The organism is Acidiphilium rubrum, from assembly GCF_900156265.1.
GTDB lineage: Bacteria > Pseudomonadota > Alphaproteobacteria > Acetobacterales > Acetobacteraceae > Acidiphilium > Acidiphilium rubrum.
Window position 1 is genome coordinate 1 of the sequence record NZ_FTNE01000031.1, and the last position, 18,774, is coordinate 18,774.

15 protein-coding genes are annotated in these 18,774 nt (G+C 64.6%); 9 read left to right on the forward strand and 6 right to left on the reverse strand.

What is annotated here, in order from left to right; genetic code table 11:
• Nucleotides 1-337 precede the first annotated feature (337 nt).
• Together BW994_RS16270 and BW994_RS16275 are read right to left on the reverse strand one after the other, a co-directional pair.
• The gene (locus BW994_RS16270) at nucleotides 338-1,432 is read right to left on the reverse strand and encodes a threonine aldolase family protein (protein ID WP_029313290.1); all 1,095 of its coding nucleotides are present in this window, start codon (nucleotides 1,430-1,432) and stop codon (nucleotides 338-340) included.
• Between the two features lie 147 nt (nucleotides 1,433-1,579).
• Complete coding sequence (locus BW994_RS16275) at nucleotides 1,580-2,389, reverse strand: class I SAM-dependent methyltransferase (protein WP_051657565.1); 810 nt, start codon at nucleotides 2,387-2,389, stop codon at nucleotides 1,580-1,582.
• A 158-nt stretch (nucleotides 2,390-2,547) separates the two neighbouring features.
• On the opposite strand from BW994_RS16275, the gene BW994_RS16280 reads away from it, so the two are divergent.
• The 8 genes from BW994_RS16280 to cobA all read left to right on the forward strand — a co-directional run bounded on the left by BW994_RS16280 (nucleotide 2,548) and on the right by cobA (nucleotide 13,211).
• Entirely contained in the window at nucleotides 2,548-3,918 is a 1,371-nt protein-coding gene (locus BW994_RS16280; RefSeq protein WP_029313288.1) for an FAD-binding oxidoreductase, read from the forward strand.
• A 68-nt stretch (nucleotides 3,919-3,986) separates the two neighbouring features.
• A complete protein-coding gene (locus BW994_RS16285; protein WP_051657564.1) occupies nucleotides 3,987-4,589 on the forward strand; it encodes an ANTAR domain-containing response regulator in 603 nt (200 codons plus the stop codon).
• A 13-nt stretch (nucleotides 4,590-4,602) separates the two neighbouring features.
• Nucleotides 4,603-5,517 (forward strand): ABC transporter substrate-binding protein, encoded by a 915-nt coding sequence (locus tag BW994_RS16290; RefSeq protein ID WP_076454721.1) that lies wholly within the window; start codon nucleotides 4,603-4,605, stop codon nucleotides 5,515-5,517.
• A 275-nt stretch (nucleotides 5,518-5,792) separates the two neighbouring features.
• Entirely contained in the window at nucleotides 5,793-7,022 is a 1,230-nt protein-coding gene (locus tag BW994_RS16295) for a nitrate/nitrite transporter (protein WP_076454723.1), read from the forward strand.
• 25 nt (nucleotides 7,023-7,047) lie between these two features.
• Entirely contained in the window at nucleotides 7,048-9,492 is a 2,445-nt protein-coding gene (nirB, locus tag BW994_RS16300; RefSeq protein ID WP_076454725.1) for a nitrite reductase large subunit NirB, read from the forward strand.
• Nucleotides 9,492-9,839, forward strand: a complete 348-nt coding sequence (nirD, locus tag BW994_RS16305) for a nitrite reductase small subunit NirD (RefSeq protein WP_029313283.1) — start codon at nucleotides 9,492-9,494, stop codon at nucleotides 9,837-9,839. Before nirB ends, nirD begins: the two co-directional genes overlap by 1 nt.
• The gene (locus tag BW994_RS16310; protein ID WP_029313282.1) at nucleotides 9,836-12,448 is read left to right on the forward strand and encodes a molybdopterin-dependent oxidoreductase; all 2,613 of its coding nucleotides are present in this window, start codon (nucleotides 9,836-9,838) and stop codon (nucleotides 12,446-12,448) included. Before nirD ends, BW994_RS16310 begins: the two co-directional genes overlap by 4 nt.
• A complete protein-coding gene (gene cobA / locus BW994_RS16315) occupies nucleotides 12,426-13,211 on the forward strand; it encodes a uroporphyrinogen-III C-methyltransferase (RefSeq protein WP_035230074.1) in 786 nt (261 codons plus the stop codon). The genes BW994_RS16310 and cobA overlap by 23 nt, the downstream gene beginning before the upstream one ends.
• Here cobA and BW994_RS16320 read toward each other — a convergent pair.
• The 4 genes from BW994_RS16320 to BW994_RS16335 form a co-directional block, all read right to left on the reverse strand.
• Nucleotides 13,166-13,891, reverse strand: coding sequence for an energy transducer TonB (locus tag BW994_RS16320; RefSeq protein ID WP_076454727.1), 726 nt, complete (start codon nucleotides 13,889-13,891; stop codon nucleotides 13,166-13,168). The genes cobA and BW994_RS16320 overlap by 46 nt on opposite strands.
• A gap of 8 nt (nucleotides 13,892-13,899) precedes the next feature.
• Entirely contained in the window at nucleotides 13,900-14,310 is a 411-nt protein-coding gene (locus BW994_RS16325; protein WP_029313279.1) for an ExbD/TolR family protein, read from the reverse strand.
• Nucleotides 14,311-14,314: 4 nt separating this feature from the next.
• Nucleotides 14,315-14,983 carry a MotA/TolQ/ExbB proton channel family protein gene (locus BW994_RS16330; RefSeq protein ID WP_029313278.1) on the reverse strand — a complete coding sequence of 223 codons (669 nt, stop codon included), beginning with the start codon at nucleotides 14,981-14,983 and terminating at the stop codon, nucleotides 14,315-14,317.
• A gap of 92 nt (nucleotides 14,984-15,075) precedes the next feature.
• A complete protein-coding gene (locus BW994_RS16335) occupies nucleotides 15,076-17,472 on the reverse strand; it encodes a TonB-dependent receptor (protein ID WP_245594199.1) in 2,397 nt (798 codons plus the stop codon).
• Nucleotides 17,473-17,718: 246 nt separating this feature from the next.
• Here BW994_RS16335 and BW994_RS16340 point away from each other — a divergent pair, with 246 nt between their 5' ends.
• On the forward strand, nucleotides 17,719-18,771 hold the full coding sequence (locus BW994_RS16340; protein WP_029313276.1) for an aldo/keto reductase: 1,053 nt from the start codon (nucleotides 17,719-17,721) through the stop codon (nucleotides 18,769-18,771).
• The last annotated feature ends 3 nt before the right edge of the window (nucleotides 18,772-18,774 follow it).

Here is an 18,774-nt window from a genome sequence, read left to right on the forward strand (position 1 = left end):
GGGCCGTGGATTTTGAGGCGGTAGCCGTTGTCGGCCACGGAGCGTTGCAGGGCGCGGAAGATCACCGCGAAGCGCTCGGACGGGTCGGCGGGCATGAAAGGCGCGTTCGAGATCATGCCGCTAGATAAACCAAGGGGGGTGGGGGTGAGAAAGGGAAAAAGTTAGGCAGAAGGAAGAAAGCACTTCTTTTTTGTAAAAAAGAAGCAAAAAACTTTTTTAATCTGGGGCACGGGTGTTGGAACCGGTACGGGCCCAGATGAACAAAGTTTTTTTTGCTTCTTTTTTGTTCACAAAAAAGAAGATTCTTGCTTGCGTTTGTTTCGCCTGGCTTCAGGCGTCACGCCGCATCCCGCAGCGCGATCAGAGCTGCTGCTATTTCATCCACGCCCCATGCCAGCGTGGCATCTCCCACCACGATCTCGCCCATCGCGCTGTCCGGCAGCAGGCCCTGGCTGAACCAGCCGAACAGCCAGCACTGGCGTTCACGCGCCACGGTCAGTACCGCCTGGTTCATCCGCGCCGCCGATGCCGCGAAATGCACTTGAAACGAGTTGCATTGCGGCGGATCGGGGAACAGCGTGATCCCTGCCACGCCGCGCAGCGCCGCCGCGATGTCGCACGCGCGCCGGTAATAAGCGCCCATCCGGGGCAGGGTGGTGTCCAGCGCATCGAGCGCGGTCACGATCATTGGAAACGCCATCGGCAGGTCCCCGCCGTAGCGCACGCGCCAGGGTTTCGCGGCATCGATCGTGGCGCGATCGCCGGCCAGCACGCAGCCACCGAGACCGCCCAACCCTTTGTAGAGCGATACGTAGACCGTGTCCGCGACCGCGGCGATGTCGGCCAAGGGCCGATCGTACCAGGGCTGCACCTCCCATAACCGCGCGCCGTCGAGATGCAGCGGCACGCCGACCTCGCGTGCCCAGCCGGCGATTGCCTGCAGATCATCCCACGGCAGTGCCTGATAGCCCGGCCGGCGGAGCGGCAATTCCAGTGTGACGGCTGCCAGAGGCTCGCGCACGCCTGCCAGATCGGTCACGGTGAAATGGCGTTCATCGCGCCCCAACCGCACCGGCACCAGCCCGGCCAGCCGGGCGAGCGCGTCCTTTTCGTCGATTGCCAGATGCGATTGTGGATGCAGCGCCACGGTGCGCCGGTTGAGCCGGCTCGCGTGGACCAGCAACGCGGCCTGCTGGGCGATGATGCCTTTGGGAAACCACAGCCCGGCCTCCTTGCCGAGCAATGCCGCAACCCGCGTCTCCAGCAATTCGATCGCGGGACCTTCGCTGTAGTGATCGAGCCCCAGGCCGATATGCGGCGAGGCCGCCAGCGCCGCGATGAAATCGGCGGCCGTGACCGGCCCGCGGGCCGAGAGAAAATGCGTGCAGCCGGCGCGCGCCGTGGCTTTGTCGTCAGGGGTCGGTTCGGTCATCATCGATCCATCAAATGCCGGTCGAGCTTAGCCGATGGCCCCAGGCCCGGCCAGCCTGAGGGGGCGCGCGTCGAGCGCGTTATGTTTTATCGATCGATTTCATGCGATGACGGTGCCGCTGCGGCGTTAACCTCATCGCATATCGCTCTAACGCCGCACCAGTACCGCATAAATGCTGACGGTGCAGAGCGGCTCGAGCACGCGGAGCCGCCGCAGCACGCTCAAGACGCGCAGCAGGGGCTTGTCACCCGCGTTGTAGCGCAGCATCCGGACGTTCCACTCGTGCGGGGCGAACAGGCCGCGGAACCGGGCCGGGGTCATTTTATTGAGCCCGACATCCGCCGCGCTGGAGATCGTGGTGCGGTGCCTGGCGCTCGCGAGCCGGAACAGCAGGGGTTCCGGCATCAATGCGCCGAGCCAGGGAATCCTGGACCCGAGATAGCGGCCATGGTCGCCGAACGGGCTGTAATACAGCGGGCTGGTGCCGATCACGAACAGGCCGCCGGGCCGGAGCAGCCGATGCACCTCGGCCACGACCCCCGGTAGATCCGTGATGTGCTCGAACGTGTCCTTGCACAGCACGATGTCGAAACAGGCTTCACCCTCGATCGCCGCGATATCGACGCAGCGAAACGCCATGACATGGGCTCGATCCGGATCGGCCGCCGGCACGCTCTGCTGGGCAAAGGCGATGCGCTGATCGTCAAGGTCGATGCCGAGCACCCGTGCGGCACCTTTGGCGGCCGCATCGGCCGAGAGCGCGCCGTGGCCGCAGCCGAGTTCGAGCACGCGGGCGCCGGCAAAATCGATCGCGGCGCCGGACAATCGACGCCAGAACACTTCGGTATCTGCCAGCTGCCACGCGAAATAGGCGCGATCGCGCCGCTGTTGCAGGTCATGCTGCGTCTCGCCCGGCGCGGGTTGGAGACGCCAAGGGGCCTCGGTCATCGTGGCCATGCTGACATCCTGAAAATCGATCGATACGGCATCAAATTAACCCGAAACGGCAAGAAAATACCAGCGATCACCGCAATCTCACGAATAAAATTCGTTCGCTTCTTTTTTACAAACATGAGGCTCTTTCATCATTCATCCAATCCCGATAGTTTGGCGTGATGGAAACGTCAGCAACAATCGCAGCCGCCCGCAGCCTGTTCGGCGATCGTCTCAGTCTCAACCAGACGATCCGCGAAACCCATGCGCATGGCGAGGCCAATGCGGCGAATACCTTGCCGGATGCGGTGATTTTTCCGGAGACCACCGGCGAGATTTCCCAGCTTCTGGCGCTGTGCCATGCCAACCGCACGCCGGTGACGCCGTTCGGTGCCGGGACGTCGCTCGAAGGGCATGTCACGCCGGTCGCCGGCGGCATCAGCCTTGATCTCACGCGCATGAACCGCATTCTTGCCGTCAATGATGCCGATCTGGATGGCCGGGTCGAAGCTGGCGTTACCCGCAAGCAGCTCAACACATATTTGCGCGACCATGGCCTGTTTTTTCCGGTCGATCCCGGTGCGGACTGCACGATCGGCGGTATGTGCGCCACCCGCGCCTCCGGCACGAACGCCGTGCGCTACGGCACCATCCGGGACAACGTGCTCGGGCTGCGCGCCGTGCTGGCCGATGGGACGATTGTGGATACCGGCGGGCGCGTGCGGAAATCGGCCACCGGCTATGACCTTACGCGCCTGCTGATCGGCTCGGAGGGTACGCTCGGCATCATTACAGAAATCCAGCTTCGGCTGTACGGCATCCCCGAGGCGATTGGTGCAGCGGTGTGCGGTTTCGCGACCGAGCGCGGCGCGATCGATGCGGTGATCGAGATCATGCAGACGGGCATTCCGGTCGCGCGGATCGAATACGCCGATCCCGACCAGATGGCGGTTTCGATCGCTTATTCCAAGCTCGATCTGATCGCCCAGCCGACCCTGCTGTTCGAGTTCCACGGCACGGCGCGCGGTGTTGCCGAGCAGGCCGCGATGGCCGAGGCGATTACCGCTGCTCATGGCGGCCAGAGTTTCGCCTTCGCCACCGAAACCGAAGCCCGCAACAAGCTCTGGCAGGCGCGCCACGATGCCTATTGGGCCGCGCGGGCCGCGTTTCCGGGCCACGGCGCGTTTTCGACCGACACGATCGTGCCGATTTCCAACCTTGCCGAAGCGATGGAACAGGCGCGTGAATCGGTTACGGCATCGGGCCTGCGCGCCTGCATCGTCGGTCATGTCGGCGATGGTAATTTCCATGTTCTGATCCTGTATCCCGATACGGCGGACGGTGCCGCGCGCGCCTGGGCGCTCGACCGGGAAATCGTCGGCCAGGCGCTCGATCTTGGCGGGGCGGCCAGCGGCGAGCACGGTGTTGGCATCGGCAAGCGGGAATTCATGATGCGTGAGCATGGTGCCAGCGCGCTGGCCATGATGCGGAGCATCAAATCGGCGCTCGACCCGCGCGGCATTCTGAACCCGGGCAAGATGTTTCTCGACTGAGCTGCCGATGATGGCAGCCATCTTGCATTGCCCGGTGATGAACGACCGCACAGGGCCGATGACGCAACGTGGATATCCTGATCGCCGATACCGACCCCGCCCGTGCCGAAACGCTTGCTGCGCGTCTGGCTGTGCAAGCGGGGGCGGGCCAAGCTGGCGTGGGCCGCATCCGCATCGCGCCGCCGCTGGAAAATCTGGCGCTGATCGTCGCGGCGGAGCGGCCGGATATCGTGATCGTGGATATGGCGCGCGCGGATCGTGATAGTCTTGAGCACTTGCGCAGCATCGCCGCGCACCAGATGCCGGTGATGCTGTTCATCGATGAAGACGACCCCGCTTTCATGGAAGAGGCGATCAGCGCCGGCGTGGTGTCCTACCACGTCAACGCCGCCGGCATCACCGACATCAAGCCGATCTTGCGCAGCGCCATCGCGCTGTATCGCCACGCCAGCGCCCGGGACGTGCGCCTTGCCGCCGCGGAGGCGGAATTGTCGGACCGCCGGCTGATCGATGGGGCGAAGCGCCTGCTGATGCGCCGCGATAACATGAGTGAACCGGCCGCCCACCGCTTTCTGCAGCGCCGGGCGATGGAGCGCCAGATGCGCCTGGCGGATGTTGCGCGCGCATTGCTCGCTGCGCCATCGGCCGGCGAATCGGGGGATTATGCTTGATGAGGGGCACGGCATGAGTGGGCAGAGATTGAGCATCGGCATCCTGCGCCTGCTCGATAGCGCGCCGGTTCTGATCGCCCGTGAACGTGGGTTCTTTGCTGCTGCCGGGCTCGATGCGACCGTGCTGATCGAGCCGTCCTGGGCCAATATCGCTGACAAGCTGGCCTATGGGATGCTCGATGCCGCCGTGATCCTGGGGCCGCTCGCTATGGCCATGAGTCTTGGCCTGCGGGGTCGCGCGACCGGCCTGCGGCTGGCCGCGACGCTGAGCCGCAACGGCAACGCGATCGTGCTGGCAAACCGTTTCGCCGCCCAGCCTGATCTTGCCTCTGGCATCGGCGGCGCCCGATTTGCGGTGGTGCACGCCTATTCCAACCACGACCTGCTGTTGCGCGACTGGTTGGCGGCGCGCGGGGTTGCGCCCGGTGCCGCGACCATCGTCACGCTGCCGCCCGCCGATATGCAGACCGCCCTGGCGCGCGGCAGCATCGCGGGTTTTTGCGCCGGCGCGCCGTGGGGCGCCTTGGCCGCGCGCGCGGGTGTTGGTTCGCTGGTCGCGACCTCGGCCGCCATCGCGCCCGGCCATCCGGAAAAACTTGTGGTCATTCGTGAAGAGATCGCCGCGGCCAACCCGATGCTTGCGGCCGCGCTGCGCGATGCCCTGGGTGCCGCGACCGATTTGTGCCATCTGCCGGAGTATCGCGCCGGGCTGGCCGCCAGCCTTGCATCGCCCGCCAACCTCGATCTTCCGGCTGAGTTGCTGGCTGAATCCTTGAGTGGTGAGGATGGCAATCCGCTGTTCATGCGGGGCGTCGAACTGCGCCCGGCCCGTGCCGATCTGCAATGGACGATCGCGCGCATGCAGCGCGCCGGCCACCTTGCGGGTACCGACCCTGCGGCGGCGGAGCGGTCACTGTTGCGGCAATAGGGCATCGCCGTCGTGACTAAGAAAGCGGCACATGGCTGAAAATACGGTTAATGATGCCTTTGTAATCGGCAAATGAACTTTGTTATTCCGAAAAAGACCGAAGTTTGGGCCGGAGTGGTCTTGGCATCATTCTTGCTGCTGTGGTTGCGCACGGAAACGTGTCACGCCGCAGCCAAGGACGGTTTCGGCGCTCGCCCGGGGTGAAGGCCCCGCTGCACAGGATCGCGCGCCAATGAGGGCCGTTTCGCGGATTATGGATCCGCAGGAGTGCGACCATGAGCGTTTCACGTGATAAATCGTTTCTGAAGGCGGGACATTTCCCGAGCCTGCTCGCGGCTTTTCTGTATTTCGACATGAGCTTCATGATCTGGGTCCTGCTTGGTCCCCTGGCCGTGCAGATCGGCAAGCTGCTTCATCTCGATCCTGCCCAGAAGGGATTGATGATCGCGCTGCCGGTGCTCTCCGGCGCTCTGCTGCGCATCGTCGCGGGTTTCGCGGTCGATCAGTTCGGCGCGCGTGCTACCGCCATCGTCGCCCAGATCATCGTCATCCTTGGGCTCGGCTTCGCCTGGTTGCATGGGATGACCTCGTACCACGAAGTGCTGGCGCTTGGGCTTGTTCTTGGTGTCGGCGGTGCCTCCTTCGCGATCGCGCTGCCGCTGGCCTCGCGCTGGTACCCGCCCGAGCACCAGGGCACCGCGCTCGGCATCGCCGGCGCGGGCAATATCGGCACTGTCGTTACCGCGCTGGCCGCCCCTTCGCTTGCCATCGCGATCGGCATCGGCGGCGTGTTCGGCGTTGCCGCGATCCTGATGATCCTGACCCTGATCGGCTTTGCGGTCCTCGCCAAGAACCCGCCGGCCTATAAATTCCCGCAGCCGCTCGGCAAATATTTCGACGTGCTGAAAATCGCCGACACCTGGTGGTTCATGGGTTTCTACGGCGTCACTTTCGGCGGTTTCGTTGGTCTGTCCGCCGCGCTTACCCTGTATTTCCACACGGTTTACGGCCTCACCCCGGTGCATGCCGGCTTTGCTACCGCAGCCTGCGCCTTCGTTGGTGGCTCGATCCGCCCGTTCGGCGGCTACCTTGCGGATCGGCTGGGCGGCGTGCGCGTGCTCTCGGCGCTGTATCTGCTGGCGGCGGCCGCGCTGATCGTGCTGAGCATGGGCATCGGCAGTTTCTGGCCGGCGCTCGCGGTGTTCATTGTCGTGATGGCGGCGTTCGGCATGGGTGACGGGGCGGTGTTTCAGCTGATCCCCGCCCGGTTTGGCCGCGAGATTGGCACCGCAACCGGCTTCGTCGGCATGGCCGGTGGGGTCGGCGGCTTCTACCTCGCCTCGAGCCTTGGCTTTTCCAAGCAGCTTACCGGCTCCTATGGCGCGGGCTTCCTGATTTTCGCGGGCCTCGCCCTGCTCGCTTTCGGGGGCTTGTCGATCGTCAAGCACCGCTGGCGTGCCGATTTCACCGCCGCCGCGATCGACGGCGCGACCGTTCGCGTTTGAGCTTTATCAACAGAAAGTCTGCACCATGGATGGTTCCAACATGCCCCGCCAGCGCCTTGTGGTGATTGGCAACGGCATGGCCGGCATGCGCACGGTCGAGGAGAGTCTCGCCCTGGCCCCCGGCCATTTCGACATCACCGTGTTCGGCGGCGAGGCGCAGCCGAACTATGATCGGATCATGCTCTCGCCGCTGCTCGCCGGCGGCAAGAGCTTCGCCGACATCGTGCTGAACGACTACGATTGGTACGCGGCCAACAACATCCGCCTGATCGCCGGCGAGCATGTCGATTGGGTGGACCGCAAGAACCGGCTCGTGCGCGGTGCCAAGGGCAGCGAAGTGCCTTATGACATGCTGCTGCTGGCGACCGGCTCGAACCCGTTCGTCCTGCCGATTCCCGGCGCGGACAAGGCGGGCGTGCTCACCTTCCGCACCGTCGCCGATGTCGAGGACATGCTGGCGGTGGTGAAACAGGGGACCAAAACCGTGGTCATCGGCGGCGGCCTGCTCGGGCTGGAAGCCGCCCATGGGCTCAATCTGCGCGGTGCGGATGTCACCGTGATCCATTTGATGCCGACGCTGATGGAACGCCAGCTCGATGCCTCGGCCGCCCATCTGCTCGAACGGGCCCTGACCAGGCGGGGCATGACCATCCTGACCGCGACGGAGACCGCCGCGTTCGAGGGTGATGAAGCAATCACCGCCGTCCGGCTGAAGCACGGCACCCGGATTCCGGCTGAGCTCGTGGTCATGGCGGTCGGCATCCGGCCCAACGCGGGGCTTGCCCGCGCGATCGGCCTGGAGTGCAACCGCGGCGTGCTGGTCGATGACTGGATGCGCACGTCCGATCCCGCGATCTTTGCGATCGGCGAATGCGTCGAGCACAACGGGCAGGTGTTCGGCCTGGTCGCGCCGATCTGGGATATGGCGAAAATCGCGGCCAAAACCATGGTCGGCGCGCCGGCGCCCGGGTTCACGCCGGTCGCCAGCGTCACCCGCCTGAAGGTTTCGGGCGTCGATATGGTGTCCGCCGGCGCCTTCATGGGCGATGCGACGACCGACGACATCGTGCTGCGCGATGCGGCGCGGGGCATCTACAAGCGCCTCGTGCTGCGGGAAAACCGCATCGTCGGCATGGTCTGCATCGGCGATGCCAGCGATGCCGCGTGGCATTTCCAGCTGATGAAGGACGAGACCGATATCGAGGCGTTTCGCGACACGCTGATTTTCGGCCCGGTCAGCGACGATGCGGCCGACCCGGATGCCGCGGTGCTCGCCTTGCCCGACAGTGCGGAGATCTGCGGCTGCAACGGCGTCTGCAAGGGTGCGATCACCGCATCGATCACGGCGTTCGGCCTGACCACGGTCGATGCGGTCCGCGCGAAGACCAAGGCCTCGTCATCCTGCGGCTCGTGCACCGGTCTGGTCGAGGCGCTGCTGAAATCAGCGCTCGGCGCCGCCTATGCGCCGGTTGCGGTCAAGCCGATGTGCGCATGCACCACCCTGGCGCATGACGAGGTGCGCCGCCGCATCACGGGCGGTGCGCTGAAAACCATTCCCGCCGTGATGCAGGCGCTCGAATGGCACACGCCGGATGGCTGCGCCGCCTGTCGGCCGGCGTTGAATTATTATTTGATCTGCGCCTGGCCGGGCGAATACGTCGATGATGCGCAATCGCGCTTCGTCAACGAGCGCATGCACGCCAATATCCAGAAGGACGGGACCTTCTCGGTCGTGCCGCGCATGTGGGGCGGGCTGACCAATTCGCGCGAATTGCGCGCGATCGCCGATGTGGTCGATAAATATTCGATCCCCGAGGTCAAGATAACCGGCGGCCAGCGGATCGACATGCTCGGGGTCAAGCGCGAAGATCTCACCGCCGTCTGGCGCGATCTCAATGCCGCCGGGCTGGTCTCCGGCCATGCCTACGGCAAGGCGCTGCGCACCGTGAAAACCTGCGTCGGCTCCGAATGGTGCCGCTTCGGTACACAGAACTCGACCGCGATGGGCGTGGCGCTCGAACGCATGTCGTGGGGCTCGTGGACGCCGCACAAGTTCAAGATGGCGGTCTCCGGCTGCCCGCGCAACTGTGCTGAATCGAGCATCAAGGATTTCGGCGTGATCGCGACCGACGCGGGCTGGGACCTGATGGTCGGCGGCAACGGCGGCATCAAGCTGCGCGGCACCGACATGCTCTGCAAAGTCACCACCGATGCCGAAGTTATGGAATATTGCGCCGCTTTCATGCAGCTCTATCGCGAGGAGGCCCGCTACCTGGAGCGCACCGCGCCCTGGATCGAGCGGGTCGGGATCGCGTATGTCCGCCAGCGCATCGTTGATGATCACGCCGGGCGCGGCGATCTTGCGTCGCGCTTTCACCACGCGCAGCGCTTCGCGCAGTTCGACCCCTGGGCCGAGCAATCGACCGGCCCGGAGCCGGCGCAATACAGCCACGTCGCGGAGCTGGTGTAATGGACGGCATGATGGCCGAAGCGGCCTTTATCGACATCGGCGGGCTCGATGACATTCCCCTGCGCGGGGCGCGCACCGTCGCCACGGCGCATGGCACCATCGCCATTTTCCGCACCGGCGATGATGCGGTGTTCGCGCTCCGCGATTCCTGCCCGCATCGCGGCGGGCCGATCAGCCATGGCATCGTCCATGGCCACGGCGTTACCTGCCCGTTGCATGGCTGGGTGATCTCGCTCGAATCCGGTGCCGCGGTCGGCGAGGACGCGCCTTGCATCGCGCGGTTTCGCACCCGCATCGAGGGCAGCCGCATCCTGCTCGACATCGCCGGACCCATTACCACGGCATGAACACCACCTGCCCCTATTGCGGGGTCGGCTGCGGGCTGATCGCGGGGCCTGGGGGCCTCACCGGCGATGCCGCGCATCCGGCCAATCGCGGCAAGCTCTGTGTGAAAGGTGCGACGCTCGGCCTGACGCTGGATGACCGCGACCGGCTCACCACACCCACCATCGGCGGCCGCGCCGCGACCTGGTCCGAAGCGCTCGATCACGCGGCCGATCGCTTCGCTGCCGCGATCGCCGAACACGGGCCGGATTCCGTGGCCTTTTACGTCTCGGGCCAATTCCTGACCGAGGATTATTACGTCGCCAACAAGCTGATGAAAGGCTTCATCGGCAGCGGCAATATCGACACCAACTCCCGCCTCTGCATGGCAAGCCCGGTTGCCGCCCATATCCGCGCCTTCGGTGAGGACATCGTGCCCGGCGTCTATGCCGATTTCGACGAAGCCGACCTCATCGTGTTCACCGGCGCCAATGCCGCCTGGTGCCACCCGGTGCTGTTCCAGCGCGCGCTGCGCGCCCGTGAGGTGCGCGGCACCAAAATCATCGCGATCGACCCGCGCCGCAGCGCCACGGCGGACCTCGCCGATTTGCACATCCCGATCGCCCCGGGTGGCGATCTTGCGTTGTTCGCGGCTCTGCTGAACCTCTGCGCCGAACGCGGCGTGCTCGATCATCGCTTCATCCGCAACCATACCAGCGGGTTCGACGATGCGCTGATCGCCGCCCGCACCGCGGGCCATGGCATCGATGATGCGCTGTTCGACCAACTGGCCGATCTGGTCGCGACCACGCCGCGCATGGTCACCGCCTTCTCGCAGGGCGTCAATCAATCGGAAATCGCGACCGATACCATCAACGCCATCCTTAATCTGCATCTCGCGACCGGCCGGATCGGCAAGCCCGGTGCGACGGCCTTCTCGCTCACCGGCCAGCCGAACGCGATGGGCGGGCGCGAGGTCGGCGGCCTGGCCAATCAGCTCGCAGCGCATCTTGCCTTCGACGATCCGGCCCATCACGATCTGCTCCGGCGGTTCTGGCAGGCCCCCAACCTCGCGCGGCGCCAAGGCCTCAAGGCGGTCGATCTGTTCGATGCGATGCACCAGGGCCGCATCCAGGCGATCTGGATCGCGGGCACCAACCCCGCCGAATCGCTACCGCGCAGCAATTATATCCGCGCGGCGCTGGAGCGCTGCCCCACGGTCATTGTCGCCGATTGCTGGCCGACCGCGACCACGGCGCGCGCGCATATCGTGCTGCCTGCCGCCGGCTGGTCGGAAAAGGACGGCACCGTCACCAACTCCGAACGTCTGATCTCCCGCCAGCGCGCCTTTCGTTCGGCACCCGGCGATGCGAAGCCCGACTGGTGGATGTTCACCGAACTCGCCCGCCGCCTCGGCCACGCGGCCGCGTTCGATTTCGCAAACCCCGCCGCCATCTTTCGTGAACATGCGGCACTCTCCGCCTTTGAAAACAACGGCGCCCGCCGATTCGATCTCGCCCCGCTCGCCGCCATACCGGACGAGGATTACGACGCGCTGCGTCCTTTGCACTGGCCGGTCGCGCCGGGCGACCAGCGCCTGTTCACCCGGGGCGCTTTCAGCACGCAGGACCGCCGCGCCCGGTTTATCGCCGTTACCGCTTGTCCCCGCGCGATCGCCGCATCCGGCACAATCACCCTGAACACCGGCCGCCTGCGCGATCAATGGCACACCATGACCCGCACCGGGCGCATCCCCGCGCTGATGGCCCATCGCGACGCCGCCACGCTTGACCTCGCGCCGCCCGACGCCGAGCGCCACGGCATCGGAACCGGCGATCTGGTCGAACTGACCAGTGCCGACGGCACCATCACGCTGCCCGCCCGGCTCGATGCGGCGCAAAGCGCGGGCACTTGCTTCGCCGGCATGCACTGGACCCAGGATCAAGGCAGCGCCGGCACGATCAACCGGCTGATCGGTTCCGCGCGCGATCCGGTTTCGGGCGAACCCGCGTTCAAACACGGTATCGCGCGCATCAGGAAAATCGAGCCGCTCTGGCACGGTATCGCGCTGTGCCGCAGTGCGGCTATCGCCCGCCTCAAGCCTGCGATCGGTGCCGTCTGGTCGCGCACCCCGCGCGTCGGCGGGCTGATCCACCTGCGGTTCACCGGCACCGCGCCGCTGTCGCAAGGCACCACCTGCCGCACGCTCGCCGCGACCATGTTCGACCTGCAAGATACGATCGAAACGGTCGACTACGCCGATGCCAAATGCGGCGTGTTCCGCCTCGCGGCTCTGAACGGCGGCAGCATCCTGCTGCTGCTCCACGTCGCGCGCGATCACGCGGCCTTGCCCACGGTCGAGGCGTTGGAACAGCGCTTCAGCCAGGCGCTGGGCTCGCTCGATGCCGGTGCGCTGCTGATCGGCCGCGGTGCCAGCCGCGCCGTGCCGACCGGCCGGATCGTCTGTGTCTGCCATCAGGTCAGCGAACCCGCGATCCGCGCTGCCATCGCCGCCGGTCGCCTCACCACGATCGAGGCGATCGGCGCGGCCACCAAGGCCGGCACCGGCTGCGGCTCGTGCGTTTCCGAACTCAAGGGATTTCTCCGCCATGAATGCGTCGCCGCCGAATAATGCCGCACTACTCCCGGTCATCCTCGCCGGTGCCGGCCCGGGCGATCCCGATCTGCTGACGGTCAAGGCTCATCGCGCGATCGCGGCGGCGGACGTTATTCTGCACGATGCGCTGGTCGACCCCCGCATCCTCGCCCTTGCCACCGGCCGGCTGATCAACGTCGGCAAGCGTTGCGGCCGTCATGCGATGCAGCAATCCGAGATCTGCGCGCTGCTGGTCCGGCACGCGCGCACCGGCGCCCGCGTGCTGCGCCTGAAAGGGGGCGATCCGATGATCTTCGGCCGCGCCAACGAGGAAATCGCCGCCCTGCGCGCCGCAGGCATGACGCTCACCATCATCCCCGGCATCACCGCCGCCACCGCCGCCGCAGCGGCGGTCGAAGCCTCGCTGACCGCGCGCGACATTGCCCGCAGCGTTACCTTCATCACCGGCCACGCCAGCGATGGCGGTTTGCCCGAACAGGATTGGGCGGCACTCGCGCGCCTGCGCGGCACCATCGCCTTCTACATGGGCGCCCGCCACGCCGGCATGATCGCCGATCGCTTGATCGAAGCCGGGCTCGACCCGGCGACGCCGGGCATCATCGTCATGAACATCAGCCGTGCTGATGAAACACACCGCACCGCCCGGCTGATCGACCTCGCCGACGGGATCGCCGCCGATGAGCTTGCATCACCCGCGCTGATCCTGATCGGCGCGGCGCTCGATGTCGCGCGTCAGCCGGCGCGCAGCTTGACCTGCAGGGTGAAACTCACAGCGTGATGCGGCATTTTGCCGGAAAACGGCGGAAACCGCGTCGCCCGCACGGCGGCGAGCGCTGCCTGGTCGATCGGCGGCGCGCCCGAGGAGCGCAGCACCGAAACCCCGACCAGCGCACCGCTTGGCGCGATCGTGATGGATACCGTGGTCACGCCGCGCAGATGCATCATCTGCACCATTGCGGGTACGTGCAGATCGGCCTGCACCGATGAATGCACCAGGGCGGCATAGCGCGCCGTCGCACTTTCCACCTCGGCCGCCGAAACCGCGGGCTGAACCGGTGGCGGGGGTGGCGGTTGTGGCCGCGGCACGGCGATATGCGGCACCGGCTTCATCGGGTGCGGCTTCGGGATCGGCCGGGGCACGGGCCGGGGAATTGGCTTGGGTGGCGGCGGTGGCGGCAGCGGTTTCGGCGGTGCCACGGGCAGCGGCGGCGGGGGCAGGGGCTTCGGCGGCGGCGGCATCGGCTTGGGCGGTGGCGGCAAGGGCTTCGGCTTCGGGGGCGGTGCCATCATCTGGATCTTCATGATCCGTGGCCGATGATTGGCAACCGGCCCTGGCTGGTTGGCAAAATGCACGACCGCCAAGGTGGCCGCTATTTCCACGACCAGTGCTGCGACCAGTGCGAAGCCGAACCGGTCCGGCTCCTGATAGGGCAGCCTGGGCCGGTCTGCGGTACTCACGCCGGCCACTACGAGCCCCCGGCCGCCGGCTGCGCCGCGATGCCGATATCGGTCACTCCGGCCTTGCGCGCGGCATCCATCACCGTCACGAAATGCTGGAATGCTACATGCTTGGAGGCCGCAATGGTCACCTGCGTCTTGGCGGTATCGCCGTCAGCCTGAAACAGCGCGGTCAGCTGCGGCGGGGTGAGCACCTTGTCCTTCACCTTCACCGTGCCATCCTTCAGGATGTTCACGGTGAATTTCGGGTGTTTCAGATGCTGCGTCTGGCTCGATGTCGGCAGTTGCAGCGACACGCCTGCATCCGGGATCATCTGCAACGTCACGATAATGAAGAACACCAGCAGAAACAGCATGACGTCGATCATCGGGATGATCTCGACCCGCGCCTTGCGGGCCTCGAAATAGCGCAGTTTCATGACGCTACTCCGCCGCCGCGCGCATCGAGCCGCCGGCCCGCACCATCGGCACCAGCAGGGCGCCATCGGTCCGGTTCAGCACCATGGTCTTGATGGTTTCCAGTTGATGCAGGATCAGGCGGACCTGGTTTTGCAGCATGTTGAAGGCCGACAGACCCAGCATCGCGATCAGAATGCCAAACGCGGTCGCCACCAGCGCATCGGCGACGCCGCCGGTTACCTCCGCCGGCGCATGGCCCGGCGTTGCCAGCACTGAGAACGCATGGAACATGCCGATGATGGTGCCGAACAAGCCCAGCAGCGGTGCGAGCGTCACGATGGTATCGAGAATCCACAGTCGCTGGTCGAGCCTGGGTGCGACCAGCATGATCGCCTCGTCCATCCGGTTGCCCATCGCGGTCGGGTCGGCATCGGCAATGTGATGCAGCGCGGTATCGAGCAGGATCGCTTCGGGCTGGCGGCCGGCGAAGTCGCGCATTTCGGCCACGTCGTTGACCGATAGCTGACCCATCCGGGCCATCCGCGTCACGATCGCGTTGCCGCGCAAAATCGCCCGGCGCAGGTACCACACCCGGTCGAGCATCACCGCGGTCGCGATCAGGAACAGAACGGCGAGGACGTAGAGCACGCCGTCCGAATAATTGGCGAGGTGGATGATATAGGCGAGAGTCATGGTCGCTGTCTCCGGCGGTTACAGACGCGGCGCAGCCTTAGACGAAGCTGCGCCGCAGTAGTGTGAAGGATCGATGACAGTTGAAGCCGGGATCAGAAATGCATCCCGACACTGCCATAGATGGTGAACGGCGCGCCCGGATAGGCCAGCAGATAGCCACCGTTGGACGTACCGAAATAGCCGCCCGACGAGATATACTCGTATTCGTTGTAGCGATTATTGGTCACGTTCAGCGCCGTCAGTTTGAAATCGATCGATTTCTTGCCGGCATAGGGCAGAATGATCGGCGCGCTGACCTTGAAGGACAGGTTGAACGTACCGTAGCTCGGCATCGTCTGGTGGCTTGGCGCTCCGTTCACGTTGTTGAACAGGTTCTGCGTGCCGGTGAACTGAACCCAGGCCCGCGGCTCAAGCAATGTGTTATGATACAGATAATCGTAATAGGCGCCGACGTTGAAGCTCTTCTCGGGGACATAGGGAACCTTGCTGCCCGAGTAGCTGGTGCCGGGATTGGCCGCGCCCGCGCCGGTTACGTATGTCTGGTAGTTCGCATTGGTGATCGAGGCGTTGCCGTAGACGAACAGATTGTAGAGCGGGTTGTCGTTGAAATACATATTCACGCCCTTGTAGATCGAGCTACCGCTGGCGGTGATCTCGTTCCCGTTCGCGAGCGTGTAGTTGATCGACTGTTTGGCATAGCGCAGGTGGAAATAGCTGATACCGGCCAGGAAGTGATGCAGTATTCCATCATCCTCGACGTTGAATTTGGCGCCACCCTGGAAGTCCTGGCCCAATTCAAGATGATACGAGTTCGGGTTGACCTTCTGGAACAAGCCGCCGCCGCCGCCGACCGAAGGCGTGCGCAGGGATTCGGCGTAGCTGCCGTACAGCGCGAGCCATGGCAGGACCTGCAGATTGGCCGATAGCGAAGGCTCGACGCCGCTGCGGCTTTCGTTCGCACCGCAACTGGCACCCTGATCGGTCACGTTGCCCTTGGTCTTGGCGCCGGTCAGCGGGCAATGCGTCGACAGCACGACGCCTGGCGCGAAGCCGAAATCCTGCAACGAGCCGTTGGAATAGCCGGTCTGGAAATTCACGAAACGAACGCCCGGCGTGATGTGCAACGCCGCGATCGGGTGGAAATCATCCTGCGCGAACAGTGCGAAATCGTCCTGGGTGAAATAGGACGAGCGGATTTTGCCGCCGATATTGACAACACCCTTGTTGCCGCCGTCGAACACGTTATAAAAATTGTTCCGTGAATTATAGGTGTCGTGAATATAGTAGGCGCCGGCATCGACCGTGTTCATTGCAAAGCTCTTGCTCAGCCAGAGCTTGTCGCCGAAAATATTGGTGTGCGGGCTGTTGTATTCACTGACGTTCGGACCCGTGTTATACAGGTCGTTCAGGCGCGAATGCACGCGGGTGATATTTTCGTACCAGGTCAGATTATGCAGCGTGGTCGCGTCACCAAGGTCGATGTTCTCCTTGGCGAACACCAGCCACATCGCATTGGTATCGAATTTCTCGTAGGTGTTGAACGGCAGCGCGCTGTCGTAGCCCGAGGTCTGCTGGCTATACAGGGTCGAGCCCGCCATCCCCGGATTGCCGGTGATGGTGACACCCGCCTGCGGCGTGGTGGGAATCACGGGTACGCGGTAGCCGGCGCTGCGCGCGAAATAGCCGCCGAACTGGATGTTGCCGGCGGAGAACTGCTTCACGGTTTTCAGATAGATCGAGTAATTCTCGTTCGGACTTTTGAACCCGTCAGCCGCGGTACGGAAACTGTTGCCGTTGCCGGCGCCGCCCGCGAGCACGGTGGACCAGCCATCGTAAAGCCCGGTGCGCAGGTCGAATTCGATGTTCTTTTGGCCGTAGCTGCCATAGGTCAGGTTGACATCGCCGCCCGGTTTCGAGGTCGGCTGCACGGGTGTGTACTCAACCCCGCCGCCGATGTTGTTGTACCAGCGATTGACCGGATTGCCCGGCCCATAGGTGACCTGCGTGCTCTGGATCATCCCGGTCTGCGGAATGGTGTTGGATTGCCACAAATCGGTCGACGGATCGACCACGGGAATCCCATCGAGCGTCACGCCGATCGAGCCGGTGCCGGTAAACCCGCCGTAGCCGCCCCAGCCTTGCTGCACGCCATCGAGCGTGATGGTGTATTTGGCCGAACCTGTGTTGCCATAGCCGGTCACGGTTACACCCGGCGAATACGACAGGATCTGCGCGGCACCGCCGACCGGGCCGGCCGCATCCATGATCTTGCGATCGAGCACGCGGGTCGTGGTGCCGGATTTGAAGAGTTTCTTGTGCGTCGGTGCGGTCGTGGCGCCCGGCACATATGCTGAACCGTTCGCACTCACGGTTCCCGCATTGACCGCCTGCGCCCATGCTGCAACCGGGGCGAGTGCTGTGCCCGACAACAGCAACACGGCAAAAGCCGTGCGTTTTCCATGATATTTAGCGTGCGCATGTTGTGCCACGTTGATCTCCTTTGGTTTGCCTCAAGCCGCCTGTTACGGATCGTATCTTGGGGCGCTCAAACCAGATGAACGAAATGCAAGCAATCCACTCTGGCGAGTCTCGCTGCTTGTTTCACGGAACCTTCAAAAAACTGTCCCGCAATTGTCATTATCCGGCAATCTGCCCGACACGACTGACCTTGCGACCGGCGCGCCGCACCCCGACATAGGCGGCGAGACCCCACCACACCCAACATCGGAGTCACGATGCAATACCGCCAACTCGGCCGTTCGGGCCTGAAAATTTCGACCCTCACGCTCGGCACCATGACCATGGGCGGCAAGGGCGCTTTCGAAAAAGTCGGCAATGTCGGCCTCGCGGAAGCCAAGCGCCAGATCGATCTCTGCCTCGATGCCGGGGTCAACCTGATCGACACGGCGGATATTTATTCTACCGGCGGTTCCGAGGAGATTATCGGCGAGGCGCTGGGCGGCGTGCACAAATCGGGTGTCATGCTCGCAACCAAAGTGCGCTTCCCGATGGGCAAGGGCCCGAACGATGCCGGACTGTCGCGCCATCACATTATCGATGCGTGCAACGCCAGCCTCAAACGTCTGCGGACCGACTACATCGATCTCTATCAAGTCCATGAATGGGACGGCATCACGCCGCTCGATGAAACGATCGAGGCGCTGAACACGCTGATCAGCCACGGCAAGGTGCGCTACATCGGCTGCTCGAACTATTCCGCCTGGCATATCATGAAGGCGCTCGGCATCAGCGATGCGACGCACCGCCAGCGCTTCGTCAGCCAGCAGATCCACTACACGCTGGAGGCCCGCGAGGCGGAGAACGAATTGCTGCCGCTCGCGCACGACCAGGGGCTGGGCGTGCTGGTCTGGAGCCCGCTCGCCGGTGGCCTGCTGTCGGGCAAGCATCGCCGCGACCAGAAAACCCCCGAAGGCACCCGCCAACTCGCTGGGTGGAAGGAACCGCCGATCAACGACGAAGCCCGGCTGTGGGACATCATCGACGTGCTGGTGGAAATCGCCGATGCCCGCGGCGTCAGCGGGGCGCAGATCGCGCTCGCCTGGCTGCTCGGCCGGCCGACCATCACCTCGGTCGTTATCGGTGCCCGCAATGAGGCCCAGCTTGCCGATAATCTGCAAGCGGCATCGCTGGAACTCACCAGCGAGGAGCGTGCGGCGCTTGATCGGGTCAGCCTGTTGCCGCTGCAATATCCCTACTGGCATCAGGCGCAAACCGCGAAGGACCGGCTCGGCCCGGCCGATCTGCTTCTGCTTGGCCCGCATCTCTGAACC